The 12,727-nt window shown below is 62.4% G+C and carries 7 protein-coding genes; 2 read left to right on the forward strand and 5 right to left on the reverse strand.

Annotated elements, in window-relative coordinates:
* Positions 1-161: 161 nt before the first annotated feature.
* The 3 genes from smc to AC0L3L_RS07360 all read right to left on the reverse strand — a co-directional run bounded on the left by smc (position 162) and on the right by AC0L3L_RS07360 (position 5,097).
* The gene (gene smc / locus AC0L3L_RS07350; protein ID WP_473637102.1) at positions 162-3,620 is read right to left on the reverse strand and encodes a chromosome segregation protein SMC; all 3,459 of its coding nucleotides are present in this window, start codon (positions 3,618-3,620) and stop codon (positions 162-164) included.
* Positions 3,621-3,737: 117 nt separating this feature from the next.
* On the reverse strand, positions 3,738-4,466 hold the full coding sequence (locus AC0L3L_RS07355; protein WP_473637103.1) for a DsbA family protein: 729 nt from the start codon (positions 4,464-4,466) through the stop codon (positions 3,738-3,740).
* 130 nt (positions 4,467-4,596) lie between these two features.
* Positions 4,597-5,097 (reverse strand): DUF721 domain-containing protein, encoded by a 501-nt coding sequence (locus tag AC0L3L_RS07360; protein WP_473637104.1) that lies wholly within the window; start codon positions 5,095-5,097, stop codon positions 4,597-4,599.
* 56 nt (positions 5,098-5,153) lie between these two features.
* Here AC0L3L_RS07360 and mutY point away from each other — a divergent pair, with 56 nt between their 5' ends.
* On the forward strand, positions 5,154-6,338 hold the full coding sequence (gene mutY / locus AC0L3L_RS07365) for an A/G-specific adenine glycosylase (protein WP_473637105.1): 1,185 nt from the start codon (positions 5,154-5,156) through the stop codon (positions 6,336-6,338).
* Between the two features lie 46 nt (positions 6,339-6,384).
* Entirely contained in the window at positions 6,385-7,011 is a 627-nt protein-coding gene (locus AC0L3L_RS07370) for an HAD family hydrolase (RefSeq protein WP_473637106.1), read from the forward strand.
* Positions 7,012-7,187: 176 nt separating this feature from the next.
* On the opposite strand, the gene AC0L3L_RS07375 is transcribed toward AC0L3L_RS07370, so the two are convergent.
* Together AC0L3L_RS07375 and AC0L3L_RS07380 are read right to left on the reverse strand one after the other, a co-directional pair.
* Complete coding sequence (locus tag AC0L3L_RS07375; protein ID WP_473637107.1) at positions 7,188-7,988, reverse strand: FkbM family methyltransferase; 801 nt, start codon at positions 7,986-7,988, stop codon at positions 7,188-7,190.
* Positions 7,989-8,615: 627 nt separating this feature from the next.
* Positions 8,616-12,671 (reverse strand): glycosyltransferase, encoded by a 4,056-nt coding sequence (locus AC0L3L_RS07380; protein WP_473637108.1) that lies wholly within the window; start codon positions 12,669-12,671, stop codon positions 8,616-8,618.
* Between the last annotated feature and the right edge of the window lie 56 nt (positions 12,672-12,727).

A 12,727-nucleotide genomic window follows, 5' to 3' on the forward strand; every position in this document is an offset into this window, starting at 1 on the left:
TGCATATGCTGGCACACGACCGTGAAATCGAGATCGATTTCGGAAAGGATCATGCGGAATATCTAAACGCTACATGCGGATGGACGGCACCGACCTAGTCCAATTCGGTCTATAGCCGAAAGCCCCTACAGGCGCTACCAACAAGCCATACTGTCGAAGCTTCAGCTCGCCTCGCGCAGGGCCTCGGCCGCCTGCAGGTCGACCGACACGAGCTGGCTCACGCCCTGCTCGGCCATGGTGACCCCGAACAGCCGGTTCATGCGCGCCATGGTGATCGGGTTGTGCGTGATGATCACGAAGCGCGTCTCGGTGGTGGCGGCCATTTCGTCCATCAGATTGCAGAAACGCTCGACATTGTGATCGTCGAGCGGTGCGTCGACTTCGTCAAGCACGCAGATCGGCGCGGGATTGGTCAGGAACACGGCGAAGATCAGCGACATCGCCGTCAACGCCTGCTCGCCGCCGGAAAGCAGCGTCATCGTCTGCGGTTTCTTGCCGGGCGGCCGCGCAAGGATTTCGAGACCGGCCTCGAGCGGATCGTCGGATTCGATCAGTTGCAGTTCCGCCGTGCCGCCGCCGAACAGATGCGAAAACAGCCGCTGGAAATGGCCATTGACCACGTCGAAGGCAGCCAGAAGCCGTTCGCGGCCTTCGCGGTTCAGGCTCTGGATCGCCTGCCGCAGCTTGCGGATCGCCTCGATGATGTCCTCGCGTTCGGAAACGATGGTCTCCAGCCGGTCCGACAGATCCTTCTGCTCTTCCTCGGCGCGCAGATTGACGGCGCCAAGCCGCTCGCGTTCGATCTTCAGCCGGTCGAGCTGACGCTCGATCTCAGTCATCTCCGGCATCGGGCTGTCGGCCTCCAGGCCGGTGTGGCGGATGATCAGATGCGGCGGGGTGTTCAGCGTTTCCTGGATGCGCGCCTCGACCTCCAGCCGTCTTTCGTCGGCAGCGGTCAGCCGCTCTTCGGCGCGGACGCGGGTTTCGCGCGCCTCGGCCAGCGACTGGATTGCTGATGTCGCGGCCTTATCCAGTTCGGACTGCTTGTTCTCCGCTTCCTGCAACCGGTCGCCCGCCGCCTGGCGCAGGCTTTCGGCCTCGGCAAGCTGCGACAGCAAGGCGCGCCGCTTGGCGTCGATCTCGTCGGGTGCGTCGGCCAGCCTCTCGCGTTCGGCCTCGGCCTCGGCCTTGCGTTCGCTGAGCGCTGCGATCTGCGTCGAGGCGTTTTCGGCGCGCTCCAGCCAGTTGCGGCGTTCCGCGCCGATGGCGTCGAGGCGGCGCGTTCGCGCCTCGGCTTCCCGCCTCAAGCCTTCATGGACGGCGCGGGCATCGGCAAGGGTGGCGCGGTCGCGAGCGACGTTGGCAGCCGACTGTTCGAGCTGCAACTGCAGATCACCGAGATCGGGAGCGCTTTGCAGCAGCATCTCCGCCTCGATGAAAGCCGCGGCCGTCTCTTCATGGCTGTCGACGATGCGCGCGCGGGCTTCGTCAAGTGCGGCGCGTCGGCTCGACAGCTCGCCGCCGGCCTTCTCGGCCTCCGCCAGCACGTTGCGGGCGGCGTCCAACCCATGCTGGGCATCACGCCCGGTTTGACGGGCGTTGCGCTCGGCCTCGCTCGCCTGGGCAAGCGCCTGCTCGGCATGGGCAAGGGCTTCTTCGGCCTGACGCAGGATGCGGGTCGCGTGGACCGCCTCGGCATCGAGCTCGGCCAGCCGGTTTTTCTGCGCCAGCCGCTGCGCTGCCGCGGTCGGCGCGTCGGCGCTGGCGGTGAATCCGTCCCAACGCCACAGCGCCCCTTCGCGGCTGACCAGCCGCTGCCCGGGCGCAAGCAGCGCCTGCAGCCGCTTTCCGTCGCCCGCCTCGATGATGCCGACCTGCGCCAAGCGGCGGGCCAGTTGCGCCGGCGCGCGGACCACACTGGCAAGGCTCTTGATGGCTTCGGGCAAAGCGGCGTCGCCGGGCTGAACCTCGCTTTGGCCCCAATGCACCGGCGCGCTGCGGTCGAGCGGCACATCGAGATCCTCGCCAAGAGCCGCGCCGAGCGCCGTCTCATAGCCGCGTTCGACGCTGATCTGCTCCAGGACGGAGGGGAAGAGGTCGCCGCTCGCGGCATTCAGGATCTTGGCCAGCGTGCGGGCCTCGGTTTCGATCCGCGCCAGCTCGGCCTTTGCATCCTGAACCGGCGGGCGGGCGGCACTTTCCGCCGTGCGCGCCTCGGCGACAGCCTGTTCGGCGGCGATCGCCGCGGCTTCGGTCTCCTCGAGCAGCGCCAGCGCCTGTTCGACCAGAAGCTGCTTCTCGGCGGGATCGGGCAGGCCGGCGACCCTGGAGGCGATGTCGGACAACTCCCGGTCGACATCGGCGAGCTGGCGCGCGAAACGGTCGCGGCGCTCAGCGGTGTCGCGCAGCGTTCGTTCGATCTGGTTGCGGGAGGCGGCGGCCTCCGCCCGTTCGGCGGTCAGCCCGGCGAGTTTGGCTTCACTGGCGGCAAGCGTCGACGCCGCCTGTTCGACCGCCGCGCGGGTGCTGGCCTCGCGGTCGGCGGCGCCGGCGTTCTCGGTGTTGAGCGCGGCTTCTTCGGCGGCGAGGCGTTCAAGAATATCTGCATTGTCGCGGACCATCCGCTCCTCGCGAACGATGTCACCGTCGAGCTGCTGGAGCCGGCGGTCGAGTTCCAGTTGGCGCGTGCGGATGCGGCCCGCTTCTTCCTCGATCTGCGTCTTGGCGATCGACAGGCGCTGGAAGGCGGCAGCGGCGGCGGCTTCCGCGTCGCGCAGCTCCGGCAACCGGTGGGCGCCGATCCCTTGCTCCCTGGCGGCAGCCATCTGGGCGGCGGCGCGATCGCCGACAAGTGCCGTGGCAATCGCCAGCGCCGAGCGCGCCTCGCCTTCCTGCGTCTTGGCCAGCGTCCAGCGCAGATGCAGCAGCGTCGCTTCAGCCTTGCGGATATCGGCCGACAGGTTCTTGAAGCGGGAGGCCTGGCGGGCCTGGCGCTTCAGGCTTTCGATCTGGCTTTCCAGCTCGCCGACGACATCGTCCAGCCGTTCCAAATTTTGTTCGGCCGCCTTCAGCCGCAGTTCGGCCTCGTGGCGGCGTGTGTGCAGGCCCGAAATTCCGGCCGCCTCTTCCAGCAGGGCGCGGCGCGCCTGCGGCTTGGCCTGGATCAACTCGCCGATGCGGCCCTGCCCAACCATCGAGGGCGAGCGCGCGCCGGTGGATTGGTCTGCGAAAAGCAGCTGTACGTCCTTGGCGCGGGCTTCCTTGCCGTTGATGCGGTAGAGCGAACCCGCCTCGCGCTCGATGCGGCGCGAAACCTGCAGTTCGTCCGCGTCGTTGAAGGCCGAGGGCGCGCTGCGGTCGCTGTTGTCGAGGAAAAGCGTGACTTCAGCGGTGTTGCGGGCCGGACGCGTTCCAGAACCGGAAAAGATGACGTCGTCCATGCCGGACGCGCGCATGTTCTTGTACGAGCTTTCGCCCATCACCCAACGCAGCGCCTCGACAAGGTTAGACTTGCCGCAGCCGTTCGGCCCGACGATGCCGGTCAGGCCGCGTTCGATGACGAACTCACCGGGTTCGACGAAGGACTTGAAACCGAGCAGGCGGAGGCGCGAAAACTTCATTCGCGCCGCCCCATAAGCGGGTTCCGCAAAAGTGTTCCGCGGTGTTGCGAACAGAACCCGCGGCACAACAAAAAGTCGCGCACGCCGAAGCGCAGCCGCTTCGGCGCTGCCGAAACGTCAGAGCAGAGGGTCGATAATGGCCGAGATTTCCTCAATCGACAGCGCCCCCTTGTAGGTCTTTCCGTTGATAAAGAAGGTCGGCGTCGAGTCGACCTTGAATTCATCGGCGCCGCGCTTTTGGACCGATCTCACATCGTCCAGAAGTTTCTGGTCCGTCAAGCAGGCCTCGAAGGACTCCTGTGTAAAACCGGCCATCTTGGAGATTTGCAGCAGGGCGTCCTTGGTATTGGCGACACCTGCCCAGTTCGCCTGCTGCCTGAACAGAACGTCCACCATCGGGAAATAATTGTCTTTGGAGCAGCGCGCCAGCATGAAACCAGCCTCGGCGCTCGGGTCGAACGGAAATTCGCGCAGGATAAGGCGGGCCTTGCCGGTATCGATATATTTCGTCTTCAGCTCCGGGAGGGTGGTTTCGTGGAAATGCGCGCAGTGCGGGCAGGTCATCGAGGCATATTCGACGATGGTGACCTTCGCGTCGTCCTTGCCCAATTGCTCGTCGGGCAGTGCGCCGGGTTTCAGCAAGGCCGCCATGTCCACCGAGCCCTGGGCCTGAGGCGCCTTGGCCGCGGCCGGAGTGGCCGGCTTCATCGGATCGGCGGGGGCCGCAGGTTTCACATCCTCCGCCACGGCTTTCTCACCCGAGTCGCTGCAGGCGGCGAGCAGAGCCACCGCTGGAATGGCGGCCAGTGACGACAGGAGGTTTCTGCGGGACAAAAGACGGGTCATACGAATCACCTGACAATGGTTGGATTTTGCAATGCAAAGGCTAGAAAAGGCGAGAGTTGGCGCGAATTAAGGCATCGCCGTCCCCATTCCAATCGCCAAATCTTGTGTACGCGATCACGAAAGCGCGAGATTATACCTTCTTTTGACCGAGAATGGTGGCGCCGAGCCGCTCCAGCGAAGCGCGCAGCCCGTCATCCTCGATCATTCCGACAGTGCCTGACAACTTCACCTTCTCGGCCGCGGTCAGCGGCCGAAAGCTTGGTTTAGGCCGCCCTTTGTCCGCCGTCACCGGCTTTTGCACGATTCTGATCCGGCCGATAGCGTTGAAGCCGAGGAAGGCATTGACCCTGTTGATGATCTCGCCGGTCTCGTGCTGCAGATGGAGGGCGGCCATGCCTTCGCAGGCGATGACCAGCACCGCCGGCTCGAACGGATCATCTTCATGCATGCTGCGCGGCCACTGGATCTTTTCAGGGCGCGAACGGCTGGCAAGCCGCGGCCCGGCAATCTCCTCCCATGACTGGACGAGCCCGATCGACATGCCGGCCCGCTTGCGCAACACCGGATCGAGAATCTGGGTTGCGAGATCACTCACCGGAACGGGATTGCCGAAGGGCCTTTTCCCTGCCATGTGCGTTCTCCAGTCACGACCTTCACCACGCATCGGTTAGGCCAAGTCCTCGATCAATGGCACTGCACGACCAGACCCGCAAGACCGCATCCGGAGTTGGCGGCAAAGCCGCGTCTGGGGACAGCATCAAAGCTGCATCCGGAGACAGCGGCAGAGCCGCGTCTGGAGACAGCGACCACATCGCGTCCCGCCTGCTTGGCTGGTACGACGCGCATCACCGCGACTTGCCGTGGCGCATTGCGCCGCGCGAATTGGCACGCGGCATACGGCCCGATCCCTACCGCGTCTGGCTTTCCGAAGTCATGCTGCAGCAGACCACGGTCGAAGCGGTAAAATCCTATTTCCGGGCCTTTGTCGAGAAATGGCCTGATGTCGAGGCTTTGGCTGCCTCACCGACCGAAGATGTGATGAAGGCCTGGGCCGGGCTCGGCTATTATTCCCGCGCCCGCAATCTCAAGGCATGCGCCGATCTCGTCGCACGGCAAGGTGGCAGGTTTCCGGATACGCAAGCTGGCTTGAGAGAACTACCCGGCATCGGCGCCTACACGGCGGCTGCGATCGCGGCGATCGCCTTCGACCAGCCCGCCGCGGTCGTCGACGGCAACGTCGAGCGGGTCGTTTCCCGGCTGTTTTCGATCGTCACGCCGCTGAGCGAAGCCAAGGGGGACATACGCACCTATGTCGAGCGCATGGTTCCAGCGACCAGACCTGGCGATTTCGCCCAGGCAATGATGGATCTCGGCGCGACGATCTGCACGCCACGCCGACCGCGTTGCATGCTGTGCCCGCTGCGCGAGGTTTGCAGCGCCATTATTTCCGGCGATGCCGAACGCTTCCCTGTCCGCCAGCCGAAGGGCGAGAGACCATTGCGCCGCGGGGCTGCCTTCGTCGCCGTACGTGGCGATGGCGCCATCCTGTTGCGCAAACGTGGGGATAGGGGCCTGCTCGGCGGCATGACCGAAGTGCCGACGACCGGCTGGACCGCGCGGATCGACGGCGCCACCACAGCGGCGGCGGCGCCCTTCCCCGGCAACTGGCGGCCAGCCGGGAAAATTGGCCATGTCTTCACCCATTTCGCGCTCGAACTCGACGTCTTCAAAGCGATGACCGCTGTCGCCGCCCCAGCGGGGCATTTCTGGTCGCCGGCGCATGAAATTTCCGGCGAAGCACTGCCCACCGTCATGAAAAAGGTAATCGAAGCAGCGATACCGGGCGCGACGAAGAAGCAGCGTGCACATTGAATAGCCTACATCGCCCCGCATTGAATTGCGTTGAACGAGGACAAGAATGACCGAAATCCGCCACATCGTTTTCGACATCGGCAGAGTGCTGATCCACTACGATCCGAACCTGCCGTTCAGCCGTATCATTCCGGATGCCGAGGAGAGAAAGTGGTTTTTCGACAATGTCTGCACGCATGACTGGAACATCGAGCAGGACCGCGGCCGCAGCTGGGAAGAGGCCGAGGCGTTGCTGATCGCCGAACACCCGGACCACGCCGAAAACATCCGCAACTTCCGCCGCCTCTGGCACGAGATGGTGCCGCACGCTTATGACGACAGCGTCCAGCTCATGGGCAAGCTGATCGAGAGCGGCCACGACGTCACCATGCTGACCAATTTTGCGGCCGACACGCTTGCCGAAGCCCGGCAGCGTTTCGACTTTCTCAACCGCCCGCGCGGTGTGACCATTTCGGGCGAGATCGGCATGATCAAGCCGGATCGCGGCATTTACGACCATCACGTCGCCGCGTTCGGCCTCGAGCCCGCGGCCACGCTGTTCATCGACGACAGCCAGAAGAATGTCGACGGCGCCAAGGCCGCCGGCTGGCAGTCGGTGCTGTTCACCGACGCAAAGACGCTCGAGGCGGACCTCGATCGCCTGGGGATCAGAGTCGTGGTGCCGGCCTTCTGACTGTACCCCACACGAATGAAGCCGAGCCGCTCCATAAAAGGATAAAGTGAAGTTTGTACATGGCCTGCCGCCCTTCGGTCATGCAGTGTCTTTGCCTTTCTGGCGGTGGGGCTTCTGAAGATATCCTTCCAGAAAACGGTCCCCAGGGTAAACTGTGGAGGTTCAAAAAAAGGAGTTCAAACGCCCGCCGCCCTCGGCATGCGACGCCGAGCGTGCAGGTCCAGCCAGAACGAAAAGCTCGCACCAAACCAGAACGGTGTTGAGGTCTGCTCGTCGCGGAGCTTCGAGTAATGGGCGTGTGTCCGGCGGACTTCATCCTGATCAAGCCATCGTCCAAGCGTATCCTCGCCGAATGGACCTGATGCCCCTTCCGGGAAAACCCAATCACGTGTCCGCCGCAGTGTGCTCGTATCCCCAGCTTCCAATGCCAGCTGCTCCGGGGTGGGCGGAAGTTGCAAGGGGAGGAACTGGAACTGACTTATGCACTTGAACTCCGTATAGCCGAGAGCGCTCAATTTCGTGACGAACTGATCGAGGTCACCTAGTTCAACTGAGACATACGCCGGCAGATCGGCACGATCTTGTAACGCTTCGATGCATAGCAAATCGTTACCTTCGATATCGACCTTAAGGTAGAATGGCACACCGCATTGCTCCAAGACCCATCCGAACGTCTGGCAAGGGACCTGGATCCTGTGGTGGGGCAACCCGTTGCGGGATGAAATAGTGCGGTCAAAAGAGTTCCAAACGCTGTGTGCTTCGCATATCCAGAAATCTGAGACGCCGGGTTTTGCCGCGATCCCAATGTTGACGATCTGCAGACGTCCGCTTTCCAATTCTTTCCCGAAGCGGCTCACGGCGCCTTTGCAGAGATCTGGATCCGCTTCGATGGCTACGACACGAAAACCTCGGTGGAGGTAATATGCGGTATCATCCCCATTGTTCATTCCGACGTCATAGACCAAGTCAGCCTGCATGATACCTCGTTGTCTACTGAACCTACATTGTTGTTTGGACCAATCAATCTATCTGGCCAATTCGAGATCAACGTCCTTGATAACTTTCGGTTCAACTCGACTGTCAATGTAGACCTCGACATGACGATCTAACAGCTGCGGGCGGCATCTGTTCCCATTCACCGGTTGGGGCTGCGTTCGTGGACCGCCCTCTTGTTTATCATTTATTGCTATGGATCTCCAATGCCTGCGCATTTGACAATCGCGATCATGCTGACGGCTTCTGTACTTTCGCACCTCTATGAAAACGCCGCCGTGATGCCGAAATCGGCCGCCAGCATCAGCCCTAAAGACCGAAACCGTAACCCACCGACGCACATCAGACCGTCCAGTCGCGGAAATGCCGGTAGGTCGAGGTGTCCAGTTGCGGAAAGACTTTGTTGAACAAGATGTTGGCGATATCTCGCCGTCTCCCATGAATGCACGATGACCATGGCCGCCGTGGGAGACAGGATGGGTTCGCTGGCTGGAACGCAAAGCAACGCCCGCCAGCATCACCATCGTGACTGAGTGGCTTGACTGAGTGGCTCGTCCCGAACCGGCGGAAACGGCGCGGCCGGCGGCCCCGGGAATATCGGATGACGCACGCTATTCCCGAGTCGCCCTTCTTTCATCATTGCGGACGCGCTCCGTCCACCAACCGGCGTCTATCGCGATCTTTTCGAGCGCAGCCGAAAATTCGGGGCCGAATCGCTGCGGATCGTTGTGGGCGGGTGGGCCAGCCGCCAAGGCCAAGCCCAGCCGGTCTCGAAGCGCTCTCAACTTCTGGCGGTCATTCGCCAGCCCCGCCGCAATGAAGCGGTAATCGTCAGGGGTGTGTGCGACCATTTCAGGTAGTCCGAACGCTCGAATCCAGGATGTTCCTGTCAACTCGCGAAGGGAGTCGCCGGCAAGAGTCAACGCAGGCGTACCTGCCGACAGCGCTTCGCAGACGGTCGTCGCTCCAGTGTAGGGAAAACTATCGAGATAGAGATCGGCGTTTGCCATGATCTCTCTCACTCGCTTCGGCGTCTGAGTCGACAGAACAACCGCCCGCTCTTCCGAAACACCTGCAGCTTGCAAGCAGCGCAAGAGCCGATCGCGAAAACGGGCAGGCGCGAAATCCATCGACCAGTTGGACGCGAATGGACAGAGTACGAGCATAGACGCCGGTGCATCGCGCAAGATCGCCGCCCAGGTCTCCAGAAGCCTGTCCTCGACCTTGTGCGCCATCGCGCCGCTCACGAGCATCACTGCGTCTCTTGCGATACCGAGGTCCTGCCGGAGCTTTGCGGTTCTTCGAGGGGTCTCTTCGGTGAAGGCATAGGCGCTTTGGAGCGGCCCCTCGATCCAGGCCAGCTGTTCGACGTAATGCCTCTGTGGCTCGCCAGGTTCGGTGGCGCGGCACGACAATGCGAAATCGAAGCTGCGAAATCCACCAGTCGTCGGGCACACCGCGGCGTGCCAGATCTGAACCTCCGCCAGCCGGTGCGCGACAATAGCCGACGTCTTCTCGTAATCGGCGACGTAGCAGCCGGTTACGAAGAGATCCAGTTGCAGCGCTCGGATCGCTGCGACGGATTCGCCTACCGAAAGTCCACTTAGGCAAAGTTCGCGCTCGAAGCGCTTGCCAACGGAGACACCACCAGCCCCCTTGTCCATGCGGATGAGCACCGGTTCGAAGAGATTGCGGTCGATACCGGCGTACATGCCGAGCAGTGCCCAACCTTCGGGATTTGGCAACACATCGCGCACCAGGACACCGAGCCGCAACTTTCCGCTGGATGGGGGGCGACGGCGCGGCATGGCGAGGTGCGCGCCGTGCCGGACCAGCAGGCGCTCGATGCATCGGCTGCGCAGCCGAACAAGATCGCGCAATTCGCCGGCGCCGAAGATGGCGACCGTACTGCGCAACTCTCGTAAGCAACGAGCGGCCAAAGCGTAGATGGCGCTCTCAAGAGGCGCGCGTCCCAAGACGCGGTCGATACTTGAAAGCAAACGCAACAGAAAAGCACGATAGGTTTCACGGGCGCTTGCGGAATGGATATCGGGCGCGCGACCGAGATAGACCGCCGCACCGTCCGGTATCCAGAGAAGCGGCGCAGGCAGGCTTTCCAAGTCAGGCGAAAGGGCCAGATAAACGGGGCGAAACAGGAAAGACAGCAGCCATCCCCGCAATGCCGACGCTTCGGGGCGGTCACGTGGCCGGCCTGTCCAAGAGACTGCACTCACGAAGGCGACCGCTTCTGCGTTCTGGACAGCATGGCCGAGGCCCACGATGACGTCCAGACTACCTTTTTCCGAGGCGAGCAGGACCAGCGCCTTCGCGTCGCATGTCTCGATGAACTCGGCCAATTCCTGGCAAATCGCGGACAGCTCTACCATACCGCCGGCACCTCGATCTGAAACAAGCAGCGCTTTGCCCTGCCCGATCAGAGAGCGGAACCTCGGCGACGGCCTCGCCTGCGCCTTCGGCAGAAACGGCAGTGCGTCGATCGCCTCGCGACCTCGAAGCTCCATACTGGTCAGGACGAAGGCTGCGACCGTCGTAGCCGCGCTCATACTGGATGTTTCGGGCACATACACGGAGTGAAACACGAGGTTGGAAGGCTTGCGCCCGGATTGCCGGGGCAGCGCGATCTCGATCTCGCCGGCACCATCGAGCTGTACGGCCGTGTGGATATTGCCGTCCTCGCTGACCGCGAAGAAGTGGCGGAATCCGGGAAGTGGATCGAAAAGCGGTTCGATACAGACGCGAAGGACAAGATCACTTGCCATTTCTGGCGTGCAAAAGGACATCTGGGCTTCGGCTAGGACGTTGCGCGCACCTCCCAGTTCCGGTTCGACATGCCAACCTGAGCCTAGAAAGGCACGGCCGGAATCCTCAATTCCGAGGAAGATACATTCGCCTAGATTAAGGATAGGCGGAATGCTCCGATCGTCAATCACCGACAGGCTTAGGTCCAGCAATCCGATTTCGGCGATGCGAAGCAGCGCGCCCACCGCGTCGGTAGCCGGCTCGAATCCGATTTCGATATCATTAGATAAGACCGCGACCTGGTTTGTGGGCAGTCGCACGACCAAGCTTCGTGTGCTCCCGAGCCAGCCTGAAAACAAGGAACGCCCGTCCTGACGCAACTGCAGCCAGCCGCGCGGCGGAAGTTCTCCGAAAGAAAGAACAACTGCGAACTTTCCCGACGACGCCACCTGAAATCGCATTCTGGCACTTTCGGCGCGCATGGTTGCCCCGCCGTCGTTGTCCGTTTCCCATTCGCTGATGTCGAGTCCAGCGGCAAGCGCTTCCGCGAAAGGAAGCAATCCCGCCGTGCACAAACAAGGCGCGGGCGCGTTGGCTCCCTTGGTCGATACTTCCAGGCCAAGAATCCTCGGCGGAGGCGGTTGACGATCGGCCGGTCGCTGGGCTCCGACCCTGGTGGAGACCTCGACCGTGATGCATCGGTCCAACGCCCAAGGGTCGTAGGCGATCGGTACGCGCACGTGTATCGCATCGCTCAGTTGTCCGTGCCAGACAAGCTCCCCGTCGAGCTTGACCTCCGCACAGGACTGACCATTGTCCGCCCCAGCGGCAGGTTCGATTTCGAGCGCGAGGAGCAGCGCTTCCGGCGTTGGGTCGATGCGGAACTCAACCAGACTACTGAGTCGCGACGAAGACGTGCCGTCAAGCAGATCCGGTACAGGACGTAGGGGTTCGCGCCTATCCCTGAGAACGCCGGTCCAGCGATCGAAAGGTAGGAATTTCGGCCATCGCGATCTTTCCAGCCGAGCGACCGCAGAACGGTCCACCCGTATTTCCTGGCCCGCAGATACTTCACTCGGTGGGTATGTTCGCGAAGGCCTTCGGCTCGTGGCACCGGCTTCTTCGAGAATTTTCCGGGCACGGTGGCCAAGCAGGAATCGCAGCGCCTCCGCTTCATGTGGATCCTCGGTAAAACGCTCCGCGACTTCTGCAAGATCAAACAGCGCGTCGGAGGTGTCGGTTCTGTTGGCAAACTCGCGCGCAAGGTGCGGCATGGCGTCTAGCGCCTGGGCATGGTTGTTGCCGCCATGAATGCGATAAGAACCCAGAACCTGCGGCACGTGGTCGGCGCGCCCGAAGAGCGCTGCCGCGCGGATGAGATAACAGTCGGCACTGGTGCGCCAGCGCGGTTCAGGCATAGGCAGAACGCGCTCGAGCAAGCGCCGCGAGAACGCGTTGCCCGATGTCGGCGGAGATGAAAAAGCGCCGGTACTGAGCAATTCCGGACGGTTATCACCTGCACTCGATCTGATCGATGCGGCATGCACGCCTGTGCTGTGACCAGCACCGTCGACGGTTTCCAGCCCGAATGTGAGGACGGCGAGATCGTCGCTCCAATGGTAGAGGATGACATCGATCGCGTCTGGACGAAGCAGATCGTCTGCGTCGACGAAGATCACAATGTTCCCAGTCGATCGGGCGAAGCCGACGTTAAAGGCAGCTGCCTGCCCGCGATTGTCGGTCCTCAGCAGTTCGATTCGACTGCCGTATCCCTCGAGAACCCGGCCGGTGGCATCCGTGGAACCGTCGTCTACCACGATCACTTGGGAGGGGGGGCATGTTTGGCCCAGGATGCTTTCGAGGCAGTCCTGCGTGAAATGTCCATAGTTGTAGCAGGTGACGATCACGCTTACTGTAAGATCCGCAGGTGCTTTCAAACTCGGTGGTCCGCCGTCGCTTCGCC

The organism is Mesorhizobium sp. WSM4849, from assembly GCF_055811385.1.

Bases quoted from the DNA above. Each gene is read 5' to 3' on its own strand.
- AC0L3L_RS07360 (WP_473637104.1), bottom strand. From the start codon at position 5,097: ATGGCAGGGAAAAGGCCCTTCGGCAATCCCGTTCCGGTGAGTGATCTC.
- AC0L3L_RS07355 (WP_473637103.1), bottom strand. From the start codon at position 4,466: ATGACCCGTCTTTTGTCCCGCAGAAACCTCCTGTCGTCACTGGCCGCC.
- AC0L3L_RS07375 (WP_473637107.1), bottom strand. From the start codon at position 7,988: ATGCAGGCTGACTTGGTCTATGACGTCGGAATGAACAATGGGGATGAT.
- smc (WP_473637102.1), bottom strand. From the start codon at position 3,620: ATGAAGTTTTCGCGCCTCCGCCTGCTCGGTTTCAAGTCCTTCGTCGAA.
- AC0L3L_RS07370 (WP_473637106.1), top strand. From the start codon at position 6,385: ATGACCGAAATCCGCCACATCGTTTTCGACATCGGCAGAGTGCTGATC.
- mutY (WP_473637105.1), top strand. From the start codon at position 5,154: ATGGCACTGCACGACCAGACCCGCAAGACCGCATCCGGAGTTGGCGGC.